Consider the following 23,173-nt stretch of genomic DNA (forward strand, 5'->3'; position numbering starts at 1 on the left):
GCGGGACTGTCGAGAGCTACGTGAATCCGAACGCCCACTGTCCGGTATGTGGCAGCTCGGTCTTCTTCTACCGGAGCCCGTATAACGGGCGCGTGTTCTTCGACGATCTGGGCTGGCCATGGCCGAAGCATTGCTGCACGGACAATCGCGGAGAACCCCGTCGGGCGACCCGCAATTCGATCGTGCCGAAGTCAGCGCATGAGTCCGGCTGGCACCGGGAGGGTTGGAACCCGCTCCTTTCGCCACGCGTGGCTCTGGAGGGCGACCGTTGTGCCGTCCGGGGCGATTTCGACGATGCCTTCGTCGATTTGCTCCTGCCGGCGGGCTCCGGGGTCGACCGCGAGAGTCCCGTTCTGCTTAAGCGGCTTCATTCTCACGTCTTCCGGATCACCTGTCTCGCCTCCGATCCGGGGTCGACAAAGACGGTCGAGACCGTGGCTTTCGATAGACGGCTGACCGGTGCCGGCGATGACGCCGCACGGCGCGCTGCGGACGGCGACCCTGTCGGCCTCCAGGCAATCGGTAGCTTTCTGCTCTGGGAACTCGACGATCCGGCGGCGGCCCGCCCTTACCTGCATGCTGCTGCAGCGGGCGGAAGCCTAGACGCCACCATCGACCTGTTAGTGGTCGCTTTGTTCGAGGCATCGCCCGCAGCGGCCGCCGCCCGCCGCGCGGCCTAATTAGCACTCTGGGCGAAATAAACGGATCGGCCCCGGCGATCTAGCCGGGATAGTGGCCGCCTCGTCGGCGTAGATGGTGCGTAGAAGAAGGCGACCAGGCGCCTTCCCCCCGCCTCTAAGGAGGGTTCGAACACCTCTGGAAGGCGCCTTGCCGCCGACGACGTAAGCAACGACCAATTGCATGCGTGCATGCCTCTTGTCGTGCAAGTATCGATTGAGCGAGACTGCGCCTTTTCAGGAGGTGGTTTGAGTGGACGCAATCGTCTTTCTGAAGGGCTTGCCGGCCGTCCTCGGAATCGTCGGTTTCTTCGTCTATCTGTGGGCGGGCCAGTACCGGATCGGCGGCGATCTGATGAAGGGCGTCGTCGAGAAGCTTCGAGCCGCGCCCAACGTGGACATCAAGGACTACGCGTCCCTCACACCTGCGCGCATCGGACAGTTGATCGAGCGCGACACCACCGTCCGCAGCGCGGTGAACGAGCAGGACGTCCGACTCATCCGCCTCGTCGTCATCCTGCACAACGTGGTGACGGTCATCGTTCTCCTGGTCTGTGCGGCACTCGTCGGGTTAGGCATATGGCTTATCGCCAAACCCGAACCGCTTTCGATCGTCGTTCGGCCTCCCGTCGCCGCACGGGCCGGAGCCGACGCCTTGACTGATCTAGATGCCGTCAAGGTCGAATGGGACGCGAAGGGAGCGACTGAAAGCGTCAGCGTCTTCCTCGAAAACGTGGACACGAACGGTCGCACCGTCAAGAAAGCGGTCTTGGCCGACGTTCGGAGCGTTACCTTCAGTGCGGAGGAGTTGCACGACGTTGCCAGCAATCGCAAGTATCGAGGCAAGAACCGCGTGCGCTCTGTCGTCGAGTGGAGCGGCCAGGCCACCCGATCGGACATCGCCGATATTCTTGTAGGCATAAAATACAGACTGATGATCGGCGGAAAGCTTGTGACGCCCCAGGGCGGCCGATCGATCAATACCTTGGTAGCCACTATCGACGACAGCACCGAACAGATGCCCCGAGACTACTGCTTTGCCGTGGATTTTGCGGGCTGGAGCCGCTCGGGCTCCGCGCTGGTGGCTCCGCTCAAGGCCTGCAACGCGAAACCCGAGGTCAACTTGCCCTTCCTCCAACAGGTCGAATGGAACCGCCCACCCGGCCTGGTTCTCAACGAACCCTTGGCGGACCGACCCCTCGCGCGACTGTGCATCACGGCGCCACAGCGTCCCGACAGCGATTGTTGATGGACGTTGCACGGAGAGCCGTTCCGACGTCGAGCATTTCAGGTCCAAGCTAGATCGGGGTCACGCCTCGGGCGAACTCGCTCGGAACTGGTTGGCCTCGGTGAAACTGAAAGCGCTTTCCTCGAGGGCCACCCCAAATTGCCAGGCGATCTTCTGCGGAAGGGCCTTTCGCCAGTACAAACTCTGCTCATGCAGGGAATGCGAATTGCCCTCAAGATGATTTTTTGGACAGCCGCCCCAGCAGACTGGCAGGAACGAGCAGCGGCTGCAATTCGGTTGGAGCGTCGGATCGAAACCGGTCCACCAATCGGCATCACGGCCGGGCGTCATTTCGCCCCTCGCGTCGCGGAAGGCGACGGGGCGGTTCTTCTCGCCGACCTGAAGCCCGCATCGGTAGTGGTTGCCATCTGCTCCGATCACGATTGAGTCGTCCGCAAGAGCCGCGCACACCGAGGTTCTCGGCAGAGGATATTGCGAGCGGGTCGTCGTCTCGTCCAACGTCGTTTCGTGCGGCACAATCTGGCGCGACCGTTCGCGGAGCCTCTCGAACTCCTCCTCTGTGAGTTTCGTGCGGCTCAGGAATGCGGCACGCTCCGAAAAGTCGGATATCCGGGCGAGCTGGAAGATGCACGGATACGGTCTGTCGAACCAGCCTCGATCTCTGCAGAAGGCAATGAATCCTTCAAGATCGCCCTGATTTCCGTGGTCGGCGTTGAACCTCAGGTCGACACGCACAATGTCGAGCAACTCATCGACCACTGCGACCGCCTGCTCGAACGAAGAAACGGACGGATCCGGCGCCCTTCCCTTTCGATATCGCCGTCTCTTGTCATGGTTGGCTTTGAGCCCGTCGAAGGATATCTGCACCTGCCGAATGCGGTGCCGCCGGACGAAGCCGCCGATATCATCGGGCCAGCATGTCCCGTTCGAGATCACCGAGGCGGAGTAGCTGACGCCGATTTCCGCGCAGAGCGCCTGGAGCGGTCCGGACGCGGCATCGATGAAATCGATGTTGAGGAGTGGTTCGCCGCCGTACCAGTCGACGTGAAGGCTGTCTTTGCCAGACGCTGCCAGACGCTGTCGGGTCCACCCGACTATCGCTGGAACGTCTCTCTCGGCGAGAGCATCGCGGGTTCTTTCCTCGTAGCAATAGTAGCAACCAAGGTTGCAGTCCTGCGTCGTCGTAAGCGTGAGAACCATCGGGGTGCGACCACGCGCGCGCCAATAGCGCTCGCGGACTACGGCGAGTTCATCGGAGGCCTGGTCGACGAGAAACCCTCCCCGGCGCAGCGTAGCGAGAAGCGCACCCGGAATTGCGTTGGCTGACACGCTCCGCGGAGGACCGCAGAGTAGCCGCGCAAGCTCGCGCGCATCCTTGCCTGACAGGCGGACGGAGGCTCCAGAGCACGCGTTGTACAACACGCTGTCATCGCCGATCGGAACGCAGAAGCTATAGCGGGACGATCGCAGGCGGTGCCGTGCGGTCACTTGTCGATGTCGATGATGGCAAGGCACATTCCGGTGCCGTACCCGCAAAGTCGCGCTCCGACACGGCCGGCCTTCTTGAGATCCGGAGTGATGGTTTCGACCTGCACGACATGCAGCTTGCCGGGCCGGGCCTTCAACTTGACGTCCTTGTTGTCGGAGACGATCAGACTCACTTTCGGCTTTTTGGCCGGCTTGCGCGCCATGGCGACCTCCCGTCTGTTTTTGCTAACAACCTATGGTGGCACATTATTTGCGCTCGTCAAGTCCATTAAGACGCGACGGGAGCTCGGCACGCGGCTTAACAGGTTCGAGGCACTATCCTTCCCTTCGCGGAACGGTCCTTGAAAGACCTCTGTACCTTATTAGGGACGCTATCGGGCTATCCAGATGATCCACGGCACGCGCAACGGATCCGCTGGAAGCCGGCGGATTATCGCAGGCTGGCCGGTTCTGCCGATTGGAGTCTGGGCCATCACTAGGGCGCCGGCCCCGCTCCATCGGGTCGGTCGTGACTGTGCGGCGGCGGGGTTTGGGCCCTACGAACTCGCAGGAAGAAGGGTGCCGTCCCGAAGGCACCTGAGCTCGACGGTCGACCGGAAAACCAACCTCCGGCCGAGGTGTTGAGGCGGGTCAAAATAATTGCGCCCTTAGTCTTGAAACCAGTCTGGGAGTGGATAAATGGCCTCATCCTCAATTTCGGAGTGGTCAGATGATGCTGATGATGCGCCGTCCAAGTCCAAAGGATAATACATGGGTCATTGATGTTGCGATGCTGGATGTCCCCCGCGGTATGCATTTGGTAGCTGTCGACGCCGGCACAGGCAGCGAGTTGGTCAACGAACCGGTCCCAAGAAGCGAGGGGGGTCCTGAAGCTGTTCTCGGACGTGCCTTCAAAACGTTGGGCAAACCAGCTCAAGCAGTGACGGACCGGTCCGATGTGTTTGCCACTGATCGCTTCAGCGCATTTTTGGCGTCCTTTGGCGTGGCGCACATCATTGTCGGCTCGCTTAGGCCTGATCAGAGAAATGCGGTTGAGCGGCATTTGAGGCGCAAAGCCCGATCTTAAAGGGTTCGGCGTGATTTCTCTGGCCGTTACGCCTGGCCTGATCCCGTACGATGGGCGGTGGTCGACTACCGGACCCGGATACCCGATCGAAATCCGATCGTATGCCCAGTCTTTCGTGAGCTCTTTGACCTGCTTCACCATCGATTTCGCGGACAAGCCGGGGCCGGACACAAACTCGCGCTGATCCGCGTTTTGTCCGTCATGACCTTCACATGGGACCGCCGACGTCGATCGACAGGATGGCGTTTGCGACCTGCGGGCATTCGCCTTCATGTTTTCGCTTCCTCGGCCCCGCCCGTCGGACGGGTTGATTTCTGCAATGCTTCGAGCACGCTCCGCCCGCTCCCTTCATCTTCCCTTATCGGACCAGATGTGTACGCCAACGCCGGAACGAATCCGAGCCCTGCGGCTTTGAAGCTCGCAACCGCAAAACGTACATCGATGCCCACGCCGAACAAGGAGCCGATAGTCATGGCTGACGCCGCTCCAACTCAGACCATCAAGTCGGTTCCAAAGCCCCGCGACCAGCATCTTCGGGACATGGCCGATTGCATCCGTTTTCTCTCGATGGATGCCGTCCAGCACGCCAAAAGCGGCCATCCCGGCGCCCCGATGGGCATGGCAGACATCGCGACCGTCCTGTTCAGGGATTTCATGCAGTTCGACGCGGCCGATCCGCACTGGTTTGACCGAGACCGGTTCGTGCTGTCGAACGGCCACGCCTCGATGCTCCTTTACAGCCTGCTTTATCTGACGGGCTTCGAGGACATGACCCTGGACCAGTTGAAGCGCTTCCGGCAGATCGACAGCAAGACGGCCGGTCACCCCGAATACAAGCACGCTGACGGCATCGAAACGACGACCGGTCCGCTTGGCCAGGGCATCGCCAATTTGGTGGGCTTCGCCCTCGCCGAACGCATCCTGAACGCCTCGTTCGGCGACGAACTCTGCAACCATTTCACCTATGTGTTCATGGGCGACGGCTGCCTGATGGAAGGCGTCAGCGAGGAGGCGATCTCGATGGCGGGCCACTACAAGCTCGGCCACCTGATCGCGTTCTGGGACAACAACTCGATTACGATCGACGGCCCTACCCGGCTGGCGGTCTCCGACACGGAAATCGAGCGCTTTCGGGCTTCCGGCTGGCACGTCCAGGAGATCGATGGACACGACACCGATGCGATCCGGGACGCGATAACCGCCGCCCGCGCCGTCACCAACAAGCCGTCCCTGATCGCCTGCAAGACCATCATCGGGTTCGGATTCCCGACCAAGGCCGGCACCGAGAAGGCCCATAGCGACGCGCCGGGAGAAGACGAGATCGCCGGCGCCCGCAAGATTCTCGCCTGGGATTCACCGCCTTTCGTGATCCCCGAACCGCTGCTGCGCGAGTGGCGCGAGATTGGCACCAAGGGCCGCAAAGCACGCATGGCCTGGGCAGATCGCGTCAAGGCGGCCCCTGCCGACTTACGTTCGGAGTTCGAGCGACGCAACGACGGCAAGCTGCCGCCGGACTGGCAGAAAGCCATCGCCGCGGCCCGCGCCGAGCTCCTTGCCAGCGGCAAGGAAGTGGCCACGCGCGCCGCAAGCGGTACCGTCCTCAACCACGTGGCTGCGGCCATTCCGGAGCTGCTCGGCGGGTCCGCCGATCTGACGACTTCCAACAACACCAAGGCCAAGGGCATGGTCGAGATCAAGCCCGGCGAATATGGCGGCTCCTATATGCATTACGGTGTGCGGGAACATGGCATGGCCGCGGCCATGAACGGCATCGCACTGCACGGCGGATTGATCCCTTACGGAGGCACCTTCTTGTGTTTCTCGGACTACTGCCGCCCCTCGATCCGCCTCGCGGCCATGATGCAGGTCCGGACGATCTTCGTCATGACGCACGATTCCATCGGTCTCGGCGAAGACGGTCCGACCCATCAGCCCGTCGAGCAGCTCGCGGCGCTGCGAGCTATCCCCCATCTTGCTCTCTATCGGCCGGGCGATCCGATCGAGACCGCCGAATGCTGGGAGGCGATTCTGAACACGCCCCGCCAGGCCGCCCTGCTCGCCCTGTCCCGGCAGCCGATGCCTCTGCTGCGGCGCGAGCTTGCCACAGAGAACAAGTCGGCCAGAGGCGGCTACGTGCTGCAGGAAGCGGAAGGCGGCGAGCGCAGGCTCACGATCTTGAGCACCGGCTCGGAACTCCACTTCGCAGTCCAGGCACGCGAAATCCTCCAGAAGGAGGGTGTACCGACGGCCGTGGTGTCCATGCCGTGCCGGCTGTTGTTCGAACAGCAGGACGCCGCTTACAGGAAGGCCGTGCTCGGCAAGACGCGCGCGCGCGTCGCGGTGGAAGCCGCCGTCGAACTCGGGTGGGATCGCTACATCGGCCTCGAGGGCCGTTTCGTCGGGATGCATTCCTTCGGGGCGTCCGGAAAGATCGCCGACGTCTACAAGAAGTTCGACATCAATACTGAAGCGGTGGTGCGTGCCGCGCGGGAGACGCTTGCGGAAGCCACCGCCTAGGCAGGGAGATCGTGTCTTGAATGGGTGCCGGCGTCGTAGATCCGGATCTGAAGCATCGGAAAACGCCGCTTCAGTTCGATCGCGCCAAGCTCAGCACCTTCCTTGGTGCTGAATTCGGCCTTGAGGCGTCCGTCGATCTCGATCGCGAAACCTGTTTTGGGCAATTCGGTCGTTCTACCTGGCATTCGAAACCCGTTATCATTGGCGTCAAATCGCGCATCTGGTTACGGTGAGTCCGGCATTGGCCACAAGGCCGGTCCGACGGTTGTGGAAAGTATAGCCGCGTGAGCGATTCGTTCGATCTCCGCCGTTTCGTGGACGCCCAGGAGCCGGTTTATCGACAGGTCGTCGAGGAGCTGTCGCACGGCCGCAAGCGCACGCATTGGATGTGGTTCGTCTTTCCCCAGATCGCCGGCCTCGGTTCGAGCGCCATGGCGCAACGCTTTGCGATCGGCTCGCGTGCGGAAGCGGTCGCCTACGTGGAGCACGGACTGCTTGGACCGCGCCTGATCGAATGCACGCAGCTCGTAATGACGGCGAGCGAAAAGACGATAACCGACATCTTTGGGTCGCCAGACGACATGAAATTCCGGTCGTGCATGACGTTGTTCGATGCTGTATCGCAGCAAGGGGTTTTCGCCGAGGCGCTCGCGGCCTTCTATCCGGGCGGAAAGGATCGCGCGACGCTGGCGATCTTGGGAGGTGCGAGGCCGCGCCCGGGCGAGTAGTGCGGGAACCCGACCAGCGTACGTTCGTTTTTCATCTCACTCATGGATATTTGAAATTGTCGTTGCAGGAAACCGCTGAAATCACGAACGAAGATCGGGAGGCGCTGCGCGGCGCGGTCAAGGCGCTCGAGCATCCCAGTCTCGCCGGCAGACTGACCAACCTGGTCGGCAAGCCCGTCGAGTTGATCGCGTCTGCCCTGCCCTCTGCCGCCTCCACGGCGATCACGGCGGCCACCTCAAAGGGGCTCGAGGCGGCGCTAAAGGTCGCCCTGCGCACGCTTCCGTCATCATCTTCTTCGCATTCAGAGCTACTGCACCGGGCGCTCGCGACCGCTTCGGGCGCCGCAGGCGGGACGTTTGGACTGGCAGCGCTTCCGGTCGAACTGCCTGTATCGACCGTCATCATGCTGCGGTCGATCGCCGACATCGCAAAGAGCGAAGGCGAAGACCTTGCGGATCCGGAGACCAGCCTCGCCTGCGTCGAGGTCTTCGCGTTGGGCGGCCGGGCCGGGTCGACCGACGCTTCTGAAAGCGGCTATTTCGCCGTCCGGAGCGTCCTCGCGAAGACCGTCTCCGAGGCCGCCCGCTTCATCGCAGAGCGCGGGTTCATCAGGGAAGGCGCTCCGGTCGTCTTGAAGTTCGTCACGCAGGTGGCTTCGCGTTTCGGCCTCGTGGTCACGCAGAAAGTTGCCGCGCAAGCGCTTCCCGTCGTCGGCGCCGTCGGCGGTGCCGCAGTCAACTATGCGTTCATGGAGCATTTCCAGGAGATCGCGCACGGCCATTTTACGGTGCGCCGGCTTGAGAGGATCTACGGCCAGGACAGGGTCAGGGCCGAATACGGCCTGATGGCCGGCGAGCTTTAGGAATTGCCATTCCTGCTTGATTGTCTTGCATCCTAGGCGGAAGCGGTCCGAGATGAGACCGAGTAGACCGACTTTCTCACCGGCGTTGCCCCAAAATCATGATCGGCCTGAGCGGTAAGACCGGCAAGATCATTGCCGACAGCGCCATCGCCCTTCCGGCAGGGTTCGACGCGGGGCTGGTTAAGTTCAACTCAAACGTCGATCACTCCGAGATCTGGAAAGAAGCGTACGCCTACTCCCCCTGCCGGCGAAATGTGCGCCGGATGTTCGTTGTAGCAAGAGCGTTCGACGGCGTTGCGCGATAGTGCTACGAATGCTTACCATGCGGAGTATTCAAGATGGTTTCGCGAACACTTCTGGTCGAGGGCTCAAGCACCAGCTCGCTGGATGGCGGGCTGCCGCAGACGCCTGTCACCCCCTACCATGTAATCTACATGTCCGACCCGGCTGCTATCAACCCACCGATCGCGCACACGAACTTTGCGACAGGTGGAGAAACCTTAGCTGACATCAGCAAGCGCGCGCCAGACGTAATAACGGCGTTCGCTGCCCCACCGACTGTGAACGTTTTGACGCTTCAACTGGGACAGAACGATTTTATCGGTGGCGGTCCCTACGCCAACAACGTGGTGGGATGGATAGCCGACGTTGAAACGCTGATCGGCAGGTATCGGGCCGCCGTGAACAAGCTCGTTAAAATAGGTCTCACGACTCAAAACCCTCGGAACGATCCGACGTTTCTCGGCACCAGGCCAGCGGTGAACGCCGCCATTCGGACACTCGTGAAGAATGGCGTGGCCGATTTCCTTATCGACTGGGCAATCGACCCGACATATTCGCACGACGCCGACGTGACAAATCCCGCCAAATACCCGGATGGCACCCATCCCTCCCAGGCCAACCAGAACAACATGGAGGCACTTTACTATCGGGTTGCATTGGATGAGCTTTCTGCTTCTTGGAAGGAGCAACGGACGCTGCCAAAATCGTCGCCGAAATCGCGATGGCCTTAGCTTTCCGGATCGGCATCCAGTCCCCGCAAAGGTGGTCCAGCCTTCATCGCCGCGCTCGTAAAAAAGCTCTGGATGTCCCTGACTTTCTTGTTTTCGGTAGTGGTGAGGGTCGCATACTTGTCTGCGGGCAGGCAAAATTTTGCATGGTTCACGAGACCGTGGAAATCACCGTCCATCACCTGACCTCGAAATTTCTGTTCGACAGTCAGGAATGACGCTCCGCCGTCTCTCCATCCTGACAACAGCGTATCGCGCGTCGCCGTGGGGTAGCCTTCCCTTAAGGTACTGAGGACCAGGTCGTCGACCTTTTGCCGGAGCGTATTGCTCCAGCCAGTGATGTATTCCTCGATCAGCATTCCCGATTTGGCGATCGAAGCCGCAGCGTCGGAGACGCTTTTTGCAATGAATTCGACGAGCGCGCCGACCGTATTGCCGAATACGTTGGTGATCAGATCCGGCGGACGGAGCGTCTTTTGCCCTGCCATCGTCTGGTTGAACCGGGCAGCGATCTGGACGAGCGCCTCCTCGCTCGCGATGCCCCAAAGCCTCAGCGGATCCTTCTCGGAGATCGGCGAGTCCTTTGGCAAGGCTGCCGAAACGTTAAGGATTTCGAACACCCATTGAGCCGCGGCGGACCGGGCCTCGACTGCGTTTTGCGCGCGCGCTGCGGTCGACAAAGGGTTGCCCGGCGGCGTTGCACCTTCCGCTTCGTCAGCCATGATCCCCCTCTCCCCGAAGACCAAACGAAAATCTAGGTCGACCCCATTCGTTCACAATTCGTGGTTGCAATCAATGCCGGTCTGAAATCGCGGCCACTAGCAATGCAATTTCGACCGGCAGAAGCGCCAGAGCCAAGTATTTGCGACTTGACGCCGGCGGGTCGTTCTCGCTCGTAAGCGCGTGGCAATCATCCCGCCGAGCGGCTGATGTGCCGGCCGGCAGCGACGCACAGAAACGGCAAAACGAGTGACAGGCTCTCAGTCCAGATTGCTAGTTGTCGGCTCACGGGTCTGCTGGCGCGATGACAAGAACGACCAGGCCGCCGTCACCGAGGCGAACTGGTCTGGAGTGACCTTGAAGTGGGACAATCGGAGCCAGCAATCCATCATGCACAACGACATGGGAGCTGTTGGCATCATGTCCGGAAAATGATCGCAATGGCCAAACCGAAATCCAATGAGGCGTCGGCAGAAATCAGGTGCTCCGGCTGCGACGGCACCGGATTTCCGACCGTGGCGCAGCCGGCCAAGTCCGGACGTAGAATCTACCCGGCGCCCTGCAAGCAGTGTTCCGGAAAGGGACGAGTTAAGGTCGCCTAGGCTGGCCAAGCGGGGGAATTTGCGGCTCGCCGCGGTAGCCCCGCCGCAGAGCTCAATACCTGCGGCTGGCACGAGATAGCCTCCATAACCAAAGGAATGATCAACGCTTCGCTGGGCGCACTACACTTTGCCCAACGCTTTCCTGAAGAAAACTGGATTAGTCGCGAGACTGTTGACTCATGCCGGTTGAGCTGCAGGTAATCCATGCAATCGGTCGACACGCCGACTAACAGGACGCCTCTCCGCGACAAGTTGCGGTGGACACACCCCAAAACCTCTGTTTGTTTTGGCGAGGCAGTATATATTGAGCTTGGTCTGGGAGGATGGATGACTGCCGAAGTAATGCGTCTCGCCATCAGGGAGATGCCCCCCGAAAGCATACGAACGCTTATCCGAGCCACCGTTTCGGCGATTGAAGCTTCGTTCAACACGATCGACCGCCTCCAATCTCGGACGCGACTGTCCCTGGCGTTATCGCTTCTTGAAACCGGTGCTGTGAAAACCGGTCGATTTGAAAGACCTACGGCTGCGCTTGCCGCCGGGTTGGCGCAGCTCGGTGTCGATGACCGACACTATTGGATAAGCACCTTCTTCACGCTTCTTATGAGCGTATCGCTCCGCCGCGAAAAGGCGACCTATTTCACTCCGCCGCCCGTCGTCCGGCATCTCATCGACCAGGCAGAAAAGGCCGGTCTCGACCTGAAAACGGCGCGCGTGATCGATCCGGCCGCCGGGGGCGCCGCGTTCGTTTCCAGTCTGGCCGGCCGAATGACCGAACTAGGCTGCAGCGTCGAAGACATCCGGTGCCGGATTTCGGGCATCGAAATCGACCGCCATTTGGCTCTGCTCGGAGAGGCGCTGCTGTGCGACCGGCTCGGTGAAACGTATGGCGATGGTGGCGCGGGAAAGCTTATCCGTATCGGAGATTCCCTGACCGTCGAAGAGGCCGCGAGTTACGATGCCGTTTTTGTTAACCCGCCGTACGGCAGGATCATGGGCCTGCCAGGAGCGATCCCGCCTGAATGGCTTACCTTCTCTGCGCCGGGCCATATCAATAGATACGCCTTGTTTATGGATCTCGCGTTCCGAATGGCAAAGCCAGGCGGCCTGGTCGCGACGGTGTCGCCCTCGAGTTTCATTTCCGGCCCGCTTTTTGGGCGGCTCCGGGAGTACATCCGCGCACGGGCGGAGGTGGTCCGGATCGACGTGCTGGAGCGAAAGGACGTCTTCCATGACGTTCAACAGGACGCCTGCGTTGCGATCTTCCAGATGCGATCCGGCGGCATGCAGAACGTGAGTGGTTTTTCCCCAAAATTCGGACGCCTTGATCGTAACTGGAGCCACATGGAAGCGGGCGCTGTTGCCGCCGCCAACGGGGAATTGAGTTCGCCCTGGGTCCTTCCCAGTCAAGACGGTCATGACGGTGGCGCACTTGAACGCTGCACCGCCAGGCTGAGCGATTACGGTGTCAGTCCCAAGGCCGGCTATTTCGTTTGGAATCGCGAACAGGACCGTCTGCAGTGCGGAAGGAAATTCGGCACGGCGTACCCGTTATTTTGGGCGCAAAACGTCAAGCCCGGGAGGCCGTGCATGCCGTCGAGCAAAAAAGGGGCCGGCATCGATTTCGTCAAATTCGACGCCGTCCACGCCGGGATCATCCGTCGCCCATCGATTATTCTGCAGCGGACGACCAACAGCAAACAGCCCCGCCGCCTGATCGCAGCGACGATACCGCGGAAGGTCCTGAAGAAACACAAGGGCTTCGTAAGCGAAAATCATACGATTCTTCTCGTTCCGGAAGGCCGCGCAAATCTTTCGCTGCTCTGCAAGCTCCTCAACACCAATGCCGTCGACAGGAGGTTTCGGCGTATCGGCGGAACGCAGAACGTTTCTATCGAGTCTTTACGCAATCTGCCGCTTCCAGCACAGCAGCATCTGCGAAAAGCGATGATGACCACGGACGATTTCGAAGCTGCCGTGGAGTCCGCGTATGGGATGTCGGCGGCCGCCGCCGAGAGCAAGGCGGCATGAAGACCAGAGATAAGAACCCCAAGTTCGGAGGAATCGACAGAAACCTCGATCCGCTGGCCAGACAGGAGAAATCCCGGGCGCGGGCGCAGCGCATCCGCGAGCTCCTACAGGCCAGCCAGTCGCCTGTCGCTCCCGCCCAGTTGATTCGACCCGGGATCTCCACGCCCACGACGACGCGTTACGCGACAACCGCGGACCCCACATCGTGGCTGCCGCCGGACGCCGGTCGCCCGCTGCTCGAAGCCGCATTCGATTGCCTCAAGGATTCCGCAGACCGTGCCATCATGGCCTGGCCTTCGAAGCCCGGAGGTGCCTTCGTTGCCGCGTGCGTCTTTTTGAGGGAGGCCCGAGCGTCGGGGCGTCTCGCTCACGCGACCGTCGGCTATTGGCCGTGGCGCGAGGGCGCGACACGTGCTGCACGATCAGTTCTCGTCAACCCCGACGATATCGTCCAAGCTTCGCGCCATGCTTACAACGACCGGCGAAATTCCGAATGGGCAAACGCTGCCCTATCCCACAATTCGCTCTGCATGCTCGAGATACGGCTGCAGGATCTCGTCGGCAGTCGCACCGCAGCCGCACACCACAGCATCAAAAACATTATTGTGCGCAGCGCCACCCTTCTCGAAACCACATGCGTCTTCGCGCCTACCCGCGAAAAAGGCACGCGCGCGTTCCAGCCCGCTCCCGACCAGGTGCTGCGCCGCGTGAGAAAATACACGTCAATGGGAGAACCCCGAGCGGGACTCGTCGAACATGTCGAGGCAATCGGCGATCCGGACCGTTCACCATTCGCGCTGCTCGGGCTGCCACCCGCGAACAATCCGGACGGCCTCACACGTTTTCTCGACTGTACCCGGACCAAACAACACGGGCTGGACCTGATAATCGCCGATCTCACGCGGGTCGGCAGATCGGAGATTCAGGACCACTGGGAAAAGCGATTGGAAGCGCTGCTTTCCGCATTGGACGATTCCGGTGGGAGGCGACCCGGCGTCCTGGTCATCACCGAGGAATCATTCATTCAACGCCGCGCGTTCCGTATCCTGAAAAGCCACGCTGAAACGCGACGCCCGAAAAGGAAGGCCCACCAACTCGGTGTCTACCTCGAGCAGCCGACGCTGTTCGGGCCGGCCGCGGTACTGCCAACCGAGATGCCACCCATCACATTCCAGGCCGACATCAAGGACGCATCTCTGGCCCCGTTACGCCGTCAACTCGTCGCCCTCGGCCAACGCATGCGCGAGGCCGGCACAGCACACGGAGCGGAGGCCGTATCTCGGGCGCTGGCGTTTGTCAGGCGTTGCGCGTCCTTGCCAATGGGGCTGCGTGAGGCCCGCGAGACGGCGGAGATCCTGTATGACGCCGACGACGATGCGGATGCGTCGGTCCGGGCCATGTTCCTTCCGAAGATGGCGCTGGCGGAGCTTTCCGCCTTCGGCGAACTGTTCCCGGCCTTCGCGTCCGAGGCGGCGTCGGCCGCCGCGACTGTAGAAGCCAAGGTCGTCACGTGGAACGGAGAACTCTCCGGTCGCCGCAAAACTTATGGAATTGCTGGCAGAGCCCTCGCTCAACGCTCCGACGACGGTGCTCGCCCTGCCCGACCGACGCATCGTCGAGGTTTTCATCGCCTCGGACCGGGGCATCCATTGCCGTTGTGATGTCGTAGACCATAAAACACTTGCCGCTCATCTGTCAGCACGCAATCCGCAGCACGTGGTCGTCGTGGGACCCACGCCGGAAGCGGTGCGGACGTTGCTGGTCACGCGATGCGCACCGACATCCGTGCTGCTGCTCGGCGACGCCGCGGGGAGCGCGCTTCTATCAGCCGAGCTAGGCTCGCTCGAAGCCATCTCTGCCTTCTCGTCATTCGCGGCGCGCGCTAAATCGATCGTTGCGGCGCTTCGCCGCGGCGGCTCAGACGAAACCCTCGACATGGCCGAGGCCGAATTCCGCGTATCGGCGGTCGTCCGGGAGAATGAAGTCGATCTCACGCAGGCGGACGAGACTTACCGAGGAGATGTGGTCCGGATCACGATGCAAAGCGGTATCCGGCTCGACTACAGGCCGGGCGGAGAGATACTGTTGCTTTCGCCGGGAGAAGCGCGGCCGTTCGAGCGCATCCAAGCCCGCCAAGTTCAGGCCGGGTATCGCATCCTCGTCCTCGACGCTTCCATACGGGAGCCGATACGGCTGGCCATCGCGGGGTCTCGAAAGAGCCGCCAAGAATTAGAGCGCTACCATGCTCATATTGCGAAGATCCGGACGACCGAACCCGGCGGATCGCTGGCCGAGAAGGCGCGGAACGTCCTGGCGCGCATGCAATCGGTTGACCGGTCAACCGGCAACGAGATTCACAACATAGTTCGATGGTTGAATGCGGATGCGACGCCCGTATCGCATCAAGGTGCGCGCGCCCCGGGCGCCGCGCGCGACTGGCCACGGTTCGTGGCGTTCATGAATGCCGTCGGCGTGGAAAAGACCTTGGCCGAACTCTACTGGAAAGTCGCAGTCCTTCCCTCTCGCTCGTACCGCGCACAGGAGGGCCATCTCTTCAATCAGCGCGTCGTCCAATTCGTGCTCGACCCCGAGTCGACAGACATGTGGAAATCCATGCAGGGGCTCTGGCAGCAGGTCATGGAGTCCGTGGACGACGTCGTCGACGTCACGTTCACGTCCGCCGGAGATGAAAATGTCTGAGTCGCAAGCCCTCGAAGGCATGTCCTGGGATCAACGCCAGGAGTTGAAGGAAGCGGTCTGCGATGCGGTGCTGGAGCGAGCCCGCCAGGTCGTTACGGGCGACGGGATCTACGGGTCCGTAATCCTGAACGAGCGGCCGTCGAGAAAACTATCAAGCGGTTTCGTGCTGCCGCGGCTTGATGTGGATGGCGACGACGAGTCCAGCGACATCAGGATCGCCACGCACGGCCTGGACTTCCGCATCCGGCCGGGAGGGGCCGGCGAAATTGTCGTCTTGCCGGCATTCCACGTGTACGTCAGAGCGCTGCCCACGGCCGATGAGATGTTTGCCCGGGACGGTTGGTTGATCCCCCAGGCGGATTTCAATCCAGCCGCCAAGACTTGGATCAGGGACGCCATCAATGCGCGATCCCGGGCAGAAATTCCTCAAGGCACGCCCTCAGCCGAACGAGCACGCCTTCGTGCGGTGATATCGCGTGAAGTACACATCGCGATGGGGGTGGGCGTCCCGCAAAATGCGGCGCCGCCGGTCGGAAACGACGATGACGTCGACGGGGCGGATGCAAATCCACCGCCTCCGCCCGCCCGCGATCGGCTGCGCATCCCCAACGCGCTTTCGCGGCGCTACGACATACCCATGAAATGGATCAGGCTTGCGGTCCACGCGGGACCATTAACGCTTCCCCTTCCCTGCGTTCCGGCAGTTTGGGAACGCGCGGCAGCCGGATACAAGACAATAATGCAGAGCGCGATCCAGACCGCCTATGACGACTGGATATCATCGGACCGCGGGAGAGAGAACGCTTGGCGGGCAATCAGTCCTCCGTCGGATGCCTTCTGGTCACGCGAAGGCTGGGATCGATTTTTGACCGTTGCGAGAGCTGCGGCCGTCCAACCAGCGGACCTGATACCGACCTTTGATGTTCAGTTACTTGTTCAGGCACTGCCAGACCCGCTGATTGCCGACGCTTTCTCCGTCCGTGTCGCCATCGAAAATCTTCGCGAGTCCGACGAGAAGCTGGAATTCGGGCTGTATGGGGTGTCGTTGGCGTTAGGTGTTCCGGAAGAAACGCTCGGTCCGATGCGAACTCGAGCGGGTCCGGCGCAGCTATCACCTCGCCGGATTCATGACCATGCCGGCAATCGGTGTGAACGGCGGCGTCGTCGATCTCGGGACAAACGCCGGAATGCGGCAGCTGCAGACAACGTGGATGCCCCGCTACGTGCTGCCACGCACAAGGGCGACCGAGCTACCGTCGGTGCCGACGACGTACACGGTACTCGCTTCCGAGCAGAATGATGTCGGCCGCATTTCGTCGCTGTCCGACGCCATGGACGCGTGGATCGGGACCGTGGCGAGCGGTACCAATCTTTCCGACCTGGGGGAAGAAGGTGACGAGGCAGACGAAGCGGCACAGCGCACGCGATTCGAGGACGATCTGCAGGCGTGGCGAAGAGAGTCCGGGCGAATCCGGAAAGGCATCAATCTGCTCTCGGCATCGCAGTTGGCATGGCGATCATCTCCACGCTCGTCCAAGGCGATCCCCTACAGGGCATGGCTTCTGCTGAACCGTTCATTCGCGAGCGCAAATCCGGCGACACAGGGACAACAGCCGGGTTGGCGTCTGTTCCAACTTGCATTTGTGCTCGCACATGTTCCTACGCTGGCGTCCCGCGTCCCCGATTTCGCGGCGGACTTCGACGCCAGTTTCGACGAAGACTCTGCCAGCTTGCTCTACATGGCGACCGGCGGTGGCAAAACTGAAGCATTTTTCGGCGTTTTGGTTTTTACGCTGTTTCTGGACCGGCTCCGCGGCAAACACCGCGGCGTCACCGCAATGATGCACTATCCGCTGCGCCTTCTGACCGTTCAGCAGGCCCAGCGCCTGGCTAGACTGCTGGCCAAGGCGGAAATGATCCGACGGCGCGAAGGCGTCGGCGGTTCTCCGTTCGAGATCGGTTTTTGGGTGGGAGGCGCCAACACGCCCAACGCCACCGAAAGGCCGCCGGGGACCGTCTCGGAGCCTATGCGGTGCATCCCCCTGTCCGGAACGCCGCGTGCAGCGGACGAGGACGCGCTTCGCACAAGTCAGCAGAAGAATGACCGGGAATATGTCGTCGCCAACGAGTCGTGGAACAAGCTGCCGGAATGTCCCTTCTGCAATTCGGGCATCGAGACCGGCCTGCGCCTTTTTCCCACAAGGCATCACCGGCTGGGCATCGTCTGTCAGAACGCCGCTTGCGAATGGAACGTCAACGTACGCGCGACCGACGGTGATCGCGAGCCGCTGCCGTTCCTTTTGGCGGACACGGACATTTACCGTGCCGCCCCGTCGGTGTTGCTCGGCACGATCGACAAACTCGCGCTGCTTGGTCAAAATATCCACACGATCGACCGCGTTGCAGGCATGTTCGGGATGGCCCGCCAAGTGCAAGGCGGCGCTGACGGACTGCTGCACATGGTCAGCGGCCCACTTGCCGCAGCGCCGACGCCAGCCGGCTACGAACACGTAGCGCCATCCTACGAAGACGGCGCCGAGATCTTTGTTGATCCCTTTCCGAGCCTGATTGTCCAGGACGAGATACATCTGCTGGAAGAAAGCCTCGGCACGTTCGGTGGTATTTTTGAGACGGCACTGTTCGAGTGGCTGACCCAACTCGCAACCCTGCTCGGCGACAGAGTGAGCCAGATTCCCGGAGCGCCTGGCCGGCCCCGCCTGCCGCATGTTATCGGTGCGACGGCAACGGCAGCGGACATCGCAAAGCACGCAAGAGCCCTCTACCAAAAACAAGTGGTTCAATTTCCACATCCGGGACCCGCGCTGCACGAAGGGTTCTACACCCGCATGGCCGCGTTTCAGGCGGGCGACGAGGCCGAACGGGCGCGAGCGACGTCCGGGAACACGCCAGCAAGCCGCGAGCGCGCCGCCCCCTGGGGGCGTGTCTACGCTAGTCTTATGACAAACGGCCGCCTTCATACCGTCACGACGCTTTCAATCCTTGCGGCGCACGCCGCAACCATAACGAGGTGGCAACGCGACCTGAGTTCGCCCGATGCTGCTCGCCGGCAACGCGCCGCGGGCGAGATGTTGTCTTCCGTCTCAGCCGCTCCTTGGTCAGACCGCCGCGCGGCTGCCATTCGGCAAGCGAGCGCGGAGGGACGTTTCGACAGGCTGGCCGAACTGGTCGATCTTCACCGGATCGAACTCACGTATGTGACGAACAAGAAGGGTGGCGATCAGATCCTTTCGGCTCTTGAGACCGAAGTCCGCGAAATCCATGCTGCGATGGGCGATGAGTATGCTTTGGGCGGTTTCTCGATGGAGCTGATTTCCGGCGGCGTCGACATCGGCAGAATCCAGTCGGTGATACGCCGCGCGGAAGAGCCATTCGATCCGATGAGCGGCGACATCTCGACGGCGCTGCGCGGCATCGTCGCCACATCCGCTATCTCCCACGGTGTCGACGTTGAGTTCTTCAATGCCATGGCGTTTGCCGGTATGCCGTCCGACATCGCCGAATACATTCAGGCATCGTCGCGCGTCGGCCGCATCCATGTCGGGTTCTCCCTGCTGGTGCCGACGCCGCAGACGCGGCGCGACAGATTCGTCGTAGAGGTCCATGAATCCTTCCATCGCCTTCTCGAACGGATGATTTCGCCGCCGGCCATCGAAAGATGGGCGGACCGGGCGATCGAACGCACCATTCCCTCGCTTGTGCAGACATGGCTGGCGGGTATCCGTCACAATGAGCGTTTCGTAGCGGCAGCTGCCGGAGACAAGGGGAACATTACGCTGCCTTCGACCGTCGAAGGCGCGGCAAGACTGCTGCGCGACAGGCGCAGTTTCGACGACTGCGTCGCATTCGTCACCACCGCTATCGGCGTAGGCGCTCCCACCGGCGCGCCCAACAATCCCGAGTACTACGGAGACCTCGTTGCCACCCAGGTGCAGCAGATCAGGGCGGTCATCGACAGCAACGATTATGTGGGGCGGCTGGAGGACTTCTGGAGCGCACGGAATACCGGGTTGGCGCGTCCGATGACAAGTCTCCGCGATGTCGACGCGCAGGGCAAGATCCAAGCCTCCGACAGGTCTCAAAAGAACCAGCATCTGACCTGGGAAGAGGTCTCGGAAGCCATGGCGATGATCCGCAACCGAGGGGGCGGGTACGGGCGGCGTAGCGCGAGCAGCGAGCTGGACACCGGAGCCGACTGATGAATGCACCCCGTCCTCCTTCGATGCAGAGATCGCGCGGCCAGCTCGCCGGTGCCTACGCTCCGCACAGCCTCTTCACCTTCGAGGGCGGGCTGGGCGCGTGCATGGCACTTCCCAGTTCAGGCAATCGTTCCGCAGACGACGAACTACGCAGTGTCACGCAGAGGATGATCAGCGAGCAGATACAGGAATATTTTGAAGCGTGGGCGCTGCGCGCCTCGCGCGGTTTGAACCTGAATCATCCGATCGACCTGACGCTGGCTGTCGACGGACGCGTCGTCAACAACGGCACCGTACGCGTCCGATTGGGAGACCTAGCCTTCCAGATCCCCGATCACGTCGGCTATGTGCCATTTCCGTTGTCGTTTGCGTGCACCCGCTGCGGGCTGCACCGGCAATGCGACCGCGTGGAGAGGCTGTCAGCCGAGGCAGCCAAGTTCAGGCGCGCCTGCCCCGCCGGTGCAGACAATTGCGCCAACGACTGGCAGCAGCTCGATGTCGTCATGGCGCATTGGTCCGGAGACATCGAACCGGTGTCGCCCAACTTCCGCTACTGGTCGACCGCCGCGGGCCAGGTCCAGGAGCTCGGCAGATGCAGTTCGTGTGAATCGACACGTTTCTATCTCCGACGACCGCCCGGCCCCCTCGCCGGCTGGCAGTTCGAATGCGTCGAATGCCGCTTTCCCCGACAAATTCTTCAGAGAGACCTGAAGACACTCGAAGTTCTCGGCCCCCTCACGACCCAGGGCCAGGCGATCTATGCCGAGATCAACATGGAGCCTGTCTCATACCGGGCATCGGCTGCGTACTATCCCCACGGAGACCGGCTTTTGGTCTTCGATCAAGACCAATACGTGCAGTTGCTCGCTGCAGCGCAGACCGCCCAACTGTCCGGTTTCCTCGCGACCCAATATGGCTATCCGCCCACGCAGCTCGATGATGCGGAGAAGGAACGGCTACTGCGCGCTGCGGGACGCGGCACTCAGTGGGACAACTACTTCAGAATCCGCGCGTTGCTCGCGATGCTGGAAGGAACGCCCAACATTCCTGCCGAATACCTTCAGGCTCAAAAAGAGGAAATGAAGGCGCGAGAGGAGGAATGGAATGCGACGGTATTTGCCGGGCACCAGCAGGCGGTGGATGGGATTGCGCGCGCCTGCTTCGATAGGGCGGAATACGTCCGCCGCTTCGATCCGGTCCGGATGGCGATCGAACATCGAACCCTTACCGAAGAGAGGCTTTCCGGACGGCAGATGCCGGATGGCAAGGATGTCTCTGTCGACGTCACCATCCTAGACGACTTCCTGTTCCCGGACGGCCTGGGGGTTGAACAACGCCAAAGGTTATTGGAGGAAGTCCGGCTGCGGCGGGACCTGCTCGGAATCGAAGACATGCGCCTCATCCGCGATGTCCGCGTATGCGAATACACCTTTGCCTACACGCGGACATCTCCAACGCCGACGGTCAAGAGAGATAAAGCCGGCAACGCCGAGATGCCTGTAAGGCTTCGATTGTTCGACAAGGTCTCGATCGGCGACACTGCCCGCCACCCGGTGCTTTGCCTGGTTCAGTCCAACGAAGGTTTTTACGTCAAACTCAATGAGGAATGCGTACTCCGCTGGCTCGACGCCAACGGGATCCAACCGGTCGCGGCTCCCGACGGGGTCCGCCTCGGCGGACGGCTCATCGAAGAATTCGCGAGACTGAATGCTGATCCCGACACGCGCTTTTCGCGGTTTCTCGACGAATACCGCCGCGAGCGCGCGATACCCCGTTCGGCTTACCCCTTCGTCTACACGCTTCTGCACACCATGGCTCACCACCTGATCGACGTGTCCGCCTCCATGTCGGGCCTCGATCTCGGGTCATTCGGCGAGCACGTCTTCGTGCCGGATCTCGCATTTCTAGTCTATCGCCGCGGAATGACGATGGACCTTGGCAACCTGTCTTCGATGTGGCGGGACCGCGGAGACCCCATCTTCGGCAACGAAGTCCTGGACCAAATGGTCGACCCCGTCAGCCTCCGGTGCGGCTCGGAGAGCATCTGCAATCATCGTGGGGGTGCCTGCCCGGATTGCGTGCTCATTCCGGAGAACGCCTGCCTTACGCGAAACGAATTGCTTTCGCGCTCGGTGCTGATCGGACGCGGTGTTCCGCGGTGGGATGCCACGGCCCAACCCCTGGCCGGCTATTATGAAATTGCACGGCAGTTCGTGACCGAACGGACGGGCGGCGGCTGATGAATTCGGCCCTGGGGGCATCGTTGGCCCGCTCACTCGTTGTATCACTTGCTGCGGACTGCGGAGTTGCCGCCGATCTAGCGCGACTGGTCGCGGACCGGGCGGGCGGAACGATCGATGCAGACAGCGTCGCGTTCGCATCGCGCCCCGCGCTGGTGCGTGTGGCGACGGACTTCGTTCAACGGCGCTGGCTGACGACGGTGCCGAACGGATGGCGCGTAGGTCCGCTCTCAATACCAACCGGAGTTGTGCCGTTCCTGGAGGGTGCTGCGGCCATGCGGGCCAACGATCCGGATAAAGAGACATCGACTGCGGTCGTCACGATGCCGCCTGCTCCCAGCGCCATAGCCGCCGCACTGCCGATGTACGGTTTGGCATATGCTTCGCTGGTCTCGACGCGTGATGCGCTGCAGACCATCGCTGAAAATGCCGTCGATAGCCTTACCGTCATGACGCCTTTCCTGAACGAGGATGGGCTGACGTTCGTCCTGTCGCTCTTCGAGCTCACGCGTGCCAAGACACGGAATCTCATCGTACGACAAATGGGCGAAGCAAGACGCACAGTCCTCGATCATGCGGCGGAAGTCGCCGCCGCCAGCATCACATGTTTCGACTACACGATACAAGCTACCGGTGGATTCGAGACGTTCCACGCCAAGGTCGCGCTTGCCGACAGCGGTTATGCGTATGTCGGGAGCGCCAACATGACGTTGTTTTCCCGCCACTCCATGGAGCTGGGCGTTCTCGTTGAAGGCCGCGCAGCGCGTGTGATCGCCAACGTTGTCCGGGCAGTCACGAAAATCGCTCGCCCAATCCCGCTGGGGTGAGCGCCAAAGGTCTTTAGCTATGGCGATCCACAACGTCCGCTACCTGATTCAGCCGGCATCCGCCTGTCCGGCAGAATTGAAGAACAGTTTAGGCTTCCCAAAGGATACCTGCGAGGTCGACACTGACTTCGTCGCAAGATGTGCGATCGGCGAAATTCTGCAGACCAGCAAGAATTCGGCGCCTGTAGTCGCACTTTTCGACGAACTCCTGACCCCAAGTGGCACTGAACTCATTTGG

General features: G+C 61.5%; 20 protein-coding genes and 1 pseudogene. 16 read left to right on the forward strand and 5 right to left on the reverse strand.

Going from position 1 to position 23,173, the window contains the following annotated elements:
* Positions 1–20: 20 nt before the first annotated feature.
* Together ACP2YO_RS26215 and ACP2YO_RS26220 are read left to right on the forward strand one after the other, a co-directional pair.
* Positions 21–680, forward strand: a complete 660-nt coding sequence (locus ACP2YO_RS26215) for a hypothetical protein (RefSeq protein WP_426434064.1) — start codon at positions 21–23, stop codon at positions 678–680.
* A gap of 250 nt (positions 681–930) precedes the next feature.
* Positions 931–1,926, forward strand: a complete 996-nt coding sequence (locus tag ACP2YO_RS26220; RefSeq protein ID WP_426434065.1) for a hypothetical protein — start codon at positions 931–933, stop codon at positions 1,924–1,926.
* A gap of 60 nt (positions 1,927–1,986) precedes the next feature.
* Here the strand turns inward: ACP2YO_RS26220 and ACP2YO_RS26225 are convergent, their stop codons facing one another.
* The 3 genes and pseudogenes from ACP2YO_RS26225 to ACP2YO_RS26235 form a co-directional block, all read right to left on the reverse strand.
* Entirely contained in the window at positions 1,987–2,424 is a 438-nt protein-coding gene (locus tag ACP2YO_RS26225; protein ID WP_426443316.1) for an SPASM domain-containing protein, read from the reverse strand.
* 363 nt (positions 2,425–2,787) lie between these two features.
* Positions 2,788–3,126: pseudogene (locus ACP2YO_RS26230) on the reverse strand (radical SAM protein); the annotation flags it as partial.
* 284 nt (positions 3,127–3,410) lie between these two features.
* Positions 3,411–3,617, reverse strand: coding sequence for a hypothetical protein (locus ACP2YO_RS26235; RefSeq protein ID WP_426434066.1), 207 nt, complete (start codon positions 3,615–3,617; stop codon positions 3,411–3,413).
* Between the two features lie 506 nt (positions 3,618–4,123).
* On the opposite strand from ACP2YO_RS26235, the gene ACP2YO_RS26240 reads away from it, so the two are divergent.
* Positions 4,124–4,480 (forward strand): hypothetical protein, encoded by a 357-nt coding sequence (locus ACP2YO_RS26240; RefSeq protein WP_426434067.1) that lies wholly within the window; start codon positions 4,124–4,126, stop codon positions 4,478–4,480.
* Between the two features lie 269 nt (positions 4,481–4,749).
* On the opposite strand, the gene ACP2YO_RS26245 is transcribed toward ACP2YO_RS26240, so the two are convergent.
* Positions 4,750–4,953 carry a hypothetical protein gene (locus ACP2YO_RS26245; protein WP_426434068.1) on the reverse strand — a complete coding sequence of 68 codons (204 nt, stop codon included), beginning with the start codon at positions 4,951–4,953 and terminating at the stop codon, positions 4,750–4,752.
* On the opposite strand from ACP2YO_RS26245, the gene tkt reads away from it, so the two are divergent.
* The 6 genes from tkt (at position 4,952) to ACP2YO_RS26275 (ending at position 9,601) form a co-directional block, all read left to right on the forward strand.
* Positions 4,952–6,997, forward strand: coding sequence for a transketolase (tkt, locus tag ACP2YO_RS26250; RefSeq protein ID WP_426434069.1), 2,046 nt, complete (start codon positions 4,952–4,954; stop codon positions 6,995–6,997). The two genes, ACP2YO_RS26245 and tkt, sit on opposite strands and share 2 nt — an antisense overlap.
* A gap of 20 nt (positions 6,998–7,017) precedes the next feature.
* A complete protein-coding gene (locus ACP2YO_RS26255; protein WP_426434070.1) occupies positions 7,018–7,230 on the forward strand; it encodes a hypothetical protein in 213 nt (70 codons plus the stop codon).
* Positions 7,231–7,281: 51 nt separating this feature from the next.
* Positions 7,282–7,725: a DUF1810 domain-containing protein gene (locus tag ACP2YO_RS26260; RefSeq protein ID WP_426434071.1), complete on the forward strand. Its 444-nt coding sequence runs from the start codon at positions 7,282–7,284 to the stop codon at positions 7,723–7,725.
* Between the two features lie 56 nt (positions 7,726–7,781).
* Positions 7,782–8,588 carry an EcsC family protein gene (locus tag ACP2YO_RS26265; RefSeq protein ID WP_426434072.1) on the forward strand — a complete coding sequence of 269 codons (807 nt, stop codon included), beginning with the start codon at positions 7,782–7,784 and terminating at the stop codon, positions 8,586–8,588.
* Positions 8,589–8,686: 98 nt separating this feature from the next.
* Positions 8,687–8,893: a hypothetical protein gene (locus ACP2YO_RS26270; RefSeq protein ID WP_426434073.1), complete on the forward strand. Its 207-nt coding sequence runs from the start codon at positions 8,687–8,689 to the stop codon at positions 8,891–8,893.
* Between the two features lie 33 nt (positions 8,894–8,926).
* Complete coding sequence (locus ACP2YO_RS26275) at positions 8,927–9,601, forward strand: SGNH/GDSL hydrolase family protein (protein WP_426434074.1); 675 nt, start codon at positions 8,927–8,929, stop codon at positions 9,599–9,601.
* On the opposite strand, the gene ACP2YO_RS26280 is transcribed toward ACP2YO_RS26275, so the two are convergent.
* A complete protein-coding gene (locus tag ACP2YO_RS26280) occupies positions 9,598–10,320 on the reverse strand; it encodes a hypothetical protein (RefSeq protein ID WP_426434075.1) in 723 nt (240 codons plus the stop codon). The genes ACP2YO_RS26275 and ACP2YO_RS26280 overlap by 4 nt on opposite strands.
* 927 nt (positions 10,321–11,247) lie before the next feature.
* Here ACP2YO_RS26280 and ACP2YO_RS26285 point away from each other — a divergent pair.
* The 7 genes from ACP2YO_RS26285 to ACP2YO_RS26315 are packed head-to-tail and all read left to right on the forward strand — an operon-like array spanning position 11,248 to position 22,935.
* Positions 11,248–12,951: an Eco57I restriction-modification methylase domain-containing protein gene (locus tag ACP2YO_RS26285; RefSeq protein WP_426434076.1), complete on the forward strand. Its 1,704-nt coding sequence runs from the start codon at positions 11,248–11,250 to the stop codon at positions 12,949–12,951.
* A complete protein-coding gene (locus tag ACP2YO_RS26290) occupies positions 12,948–14,612 on the forward strand; it encodes a hypothetical protein (RefSeq protein ID WP_426434077.1) in 1,665 nt (554 codons plus the stop codon). The genes ACP2YO_RS26285 and ACP2YO_RS26290 overlap by 4 nt, the downstream gene beginning before the upstream one ends.
* Complete coding sequence (locus ACP2YO_RS26295; RefSeq protein ID WP_426434078.1) at positions 14,497–15,651, forward strand: hypothetical protein; 1,155 nt, start codon at positions 14,497–14,499, stop codon at positions 15,649–15,651. Before ACP2YO_RS26290 ends, ACP2YO_RS26295 begins: the two co-directional genes overlap by 116 nt.
* Complete coding sequence (locus tag ACP2YO_RS26300; protein ID WP_426434079.1) at positions 15,644–16,951, forward strand: hypothetical protein; 1,308 nt, start codon at positions 15,644–15,646, stop codon at positions 16,949–16,951. The genes ACP2YO_RS26295 and ACP2YO_RS26300 overlap by 8 nt, the downstream gene beginning before the upstream one ends.
* Complete coding sequence (locus tag ACP2YO_RS26305; protein ID WP_426434080.1) at positions 16,911–19,868, forward strand: DEAD/DEAH box helicase; 2,958 nt, start codon at positions 16,911–16,913, stop codon at positions 19,866–19,868. The genes ACP2YO_RS26300 and ACP2YO_RS26305 overlap by 41 nt, the downstream gene beginning before the upstream one ends.
* Positions 19,868–22,108 carry a hypothetical protein gene (locus ACP2YO_RS26310; protein WP_426434081.1) on the forward strand — a complete coding sequence of 747 codons (2,241 nt, stop codon included), beginning with the start codon at positions 19,868–19,870 and terminating at the stop codon, positions 22,106–22,108. Before ACP2YO_RS26305 ends, ACP2YO_RS26310 begins: the two co-directional genes overlap by 1 nt.
* Positions 22,108–22,935: a hypothetical protein gene (locus ACP2YO_RS26315; RefSeq protein ID WP_426434082.1), complete on the forward strand. Its 828-nt coding sequence runs from the start codon at positions 22,108–22,110 to the stop codon at positions 22,933–22,935. Before ACP2YO_RS26310 ends, ACP2YO_RS26315 begins: the two co-directional genes overlap by 1 nt.
* Positions 22,936–23,173: the final 238 nt, after the last annotated feature.

This window comes from Bradyrhizobium genosp. P (assembly GCF_049949265.1).
Lineage (GTDB): Bacteria > Pseudomonadota > Alphaproteobacteria > Rhizobiales > Xanthobacteraceae > Bradyrhizobium.

What these genes read in the sequence shown, in the direction of transcription:
- ACP2YO_RS26290 (WP_426434077.1), top strand. Translation starts at nt 12,948, where the DNA reads ATGAAGACCAGAGATAAGAACCCCAAGTTCGGAGGAATCGACAGAAAC.
- ACP2YO_RS26310 (WP_426434081.1), top strand. Translation starts at nt 19,868, where the DNA reads ATGAATGCACCCCGTCCTCCTTCGATGCAGAGATCGCGCGGCCAGCTC.
- ACP2YO_RS26270 (WP_426434073.1), top strand. Translation starts at nt 8,687, where the DNA reads ATGATCGGCCTGAGCGGTAAGACCGGCAAGATCATTGCCGACAGCGCC.
- ACP2YO_RS26315 (WP_426434082.1), top strand. Translation starts at nt 22,108, where the DNA reads ATGAATTCGGCCCTGGGGGCATCGTTGGCCCGCTCACTCGTTGTATCA.
- ACP2YO_RS26235 (WP_426434066.1), bottom strand. Translation starts at nt 3,617, where the DNA reads ATGGCGCGCAAGCCGGCCAAAAAGCCGAAAGTGAGTCTGATCGTCTCC.
- ACP2YO_RS26245 (WP_426434068.1), bottom strand. Translation starts at nt 4,953, where the DNA reads ATGACTATCGGCTCCTTGTTCGGCGTGGGCATCGATGTACGTTTTGCG.
- ACP2YO_RS26275 (WP_426434074.1), top strand. Translation starts at nt 8,927, where the DNA reads ATGGTTTCGCGAACACTTCTGGTCGAGGGCTCAAGCACCAGCTCGCTG.
- tkt (WP_426434069.1), top strand. Translation starts at nt 4,952, where the DNA reads ATGGCTGACGCCGCTCCAACTCAGACCATCAAGTCGGTTCCAAAGCCC.
- ACP2YO_RS26300 (WP_426434079.1), top strand. Translation starts at nt 15,644, where the DNA reads ATGTCTGAGTCGCAAGCCCTCGAAGGCATGTCCTGGGATCAACGCCAG.
- ACP2YO_RS26280 (WP_426434075.1), bottom strand. Translation starts at nt 10,320, where the DNA reads ATGGCTGACGAAGCGGAAGGTGCAACGCCGCCGGGCAACCCTTTGTCG.
- ACP2YO_RS26255 (WP_426434070.1), top strand. Translation starts at nt 7,018, where the DNA reads ATGGGTGCCGGCGTCGTAGATCCGGATCTGAAGCATCGGAAAACGCCG.
- ACP2YO_RS26240 (WP_426434067.1), top strand. Translation starts at nt 4,124, where the DNA reads ATGATGCTGATGATGCGCCGTCCAAGTCCAAAGGATAATACATGGGTC.
- ACP2YO_RS26285 (WP_426434076.1), top strand. Translation starts at nt 11,248, where the DNA reads ATGACTGCCGAAGTAATGCGTCTCGCCATCAGGGAGATGCCCCCCGAA.
- ACP2YO_RS26295 (WP_426434078.1), top strand. Translation starts at nt 14,497, where the DNA reads ATGGAATTGCTGGCAGAGCCCTCGCTCAACGCTCCGACGACGGTGCTC.